Below are 1,360 nucleotides of genomic sequence, written 5' to 3' on the forward strand. Positions count from 1 at the left end.
GAAGCACTCACATCAGCTACACTGACCCGAGCAGCATAGCTAACCCCCGACGTGTCTACTTTCCGGGGGTCAGGCCCTCTATGGCCTCGATATCGGCCTCGTCATCGGCTCCACGCTGTTTCTCATTTGTTCGATGTCCGCGACTGTTGGTGGTCTCATGCCCATTGTGGCTAAGACTGTTGGCGCGGACCCTGCGGTCTTCTCTAACCCATTCATCTCTACCTTCTGTGATGCAACGGGCTTGATCATCTACTTCTTCATTGCAAAGACCGTCTTAGGAATCTAACTGGATACAGAAGAGTGTCCGCGAAGCCGTACGAGGACTGCTACGTGACAAATAGGCACGCGCCCCAATCTTTGGTGCGAATTGACAGCCACTAACCGCCCTGAGCGCCCGCGCACAATCCTTCGCTTATCCCGCAAGCAGTCCAATTGCAAGGTTAATAGCAGCGTGCAATATTGCGCATTCAATGACGCTTCCCGAGCGGTATCGCACCACTCCCAGGATCCACCCGCAGAGAAACTGAACCGGAAGTATGGGCCACAACTGCGCATCGAAGCTCAACAACATCAAATGAGGCAGAAGAAAAACTCCCGCTTGGAGCGTGTTACCACCCCAGAACCCCCAGGATCGAAGAAGTAAGCCGCCAACAAATCCTCGGAAAAACACTTCCTCGCCTATAGCCCTGAAAATGACAGCAAGGCTTACCCCTTGAGACAGAACCACCCCCGGTATGGCCAGACTAGCCGTCGATACAAGACGGATACCAACGTATCCTATTCCAATCAGCACGGGGAAAAGGATGATGCCTAGTACTACTGTTTGCCAATTTCCCAATCGCCAACCCACATTTGCCCGAGCTTGAGAAACCCCAATTCTCTTGCGCTGAAAAATGATATAAAGCACTGAAGGAACGAGAAACAAAAGGAATTCAAACATCTTCTCCGTACCCTAATCCCGGACCGGGTTGGCTACTTAGCCAGAAAACTCGGTGCCCAGTTTACAATTCTGTATGAGGACGAGACGCCCGAGCATTGGTGGGGTAGATCATACTTCCGTGGCCCTTTCGCAGTAGTTAGGAACTAGGCAGCTACCCGGGTGGGTATGAGCCTTGTTTATCAGCGCTTTCAGGTGAACATGATTAGGCCCAATTGCCGAGGCGGGGCCTAATGAATCTGTCAGTAAAAAGCTATTTGTTCAGACCTGGAAGTGCAGACCTGCCGCGTTGTGAAAACGAGAAGGAGACCGTTAAAGCAATGATGGTGCTTTAACGGTCTCTTCGTTGTTTGTATTGAGTTGTTGTTTGTTGTTTGGTGTCGGCGGTTTCTTACTCTCCCACAACCTCCCGGTTGCAGTACC

Annotated in this window: 1 protein-coding gene and 1 pseudogene; one reads left to right on the plus strand and one right to left on the minus strand. The window is 51.4% G+C overall.

Translation table 11 applies throughout. From position 1 onward, the window contains the following. Positions 1-76: 76 nt before the first annotated feature. Positions 77-286, plus strand: a pseudogene (locus QP999_RS13335) (magnesium transporter); the annotation flags it as partial. 126 nt (positions 287-412) lie between these two features. Here QP999_RS13335 and QP999_RS13340 read toward each other — a convergent pair. Next, the gene (locus QP999_RS13340; protein WP_070683743.1) at positions 413-940 is read right to left on the minus strand and encodes a CPBP family intramembrane glutamic endopeptidase; all 528 of its coding nucleotides are present in this window, start codon (positions 938-940) and stop codon (positions 413-415) included. Between the last annotated feature and the right edge of the window lie 420 nt (positions 941-1,360).

The organism is Corynebacterium sp. MSK004 (assembly GCF_030232515.1).
GTDB classification, from domain to species: Bacteria; Actinomycetota; Actinomycetes; order Mycobacteriales; family Mycobacteriaceae; genus Corynebacterium; species Corynebacterium hesseae.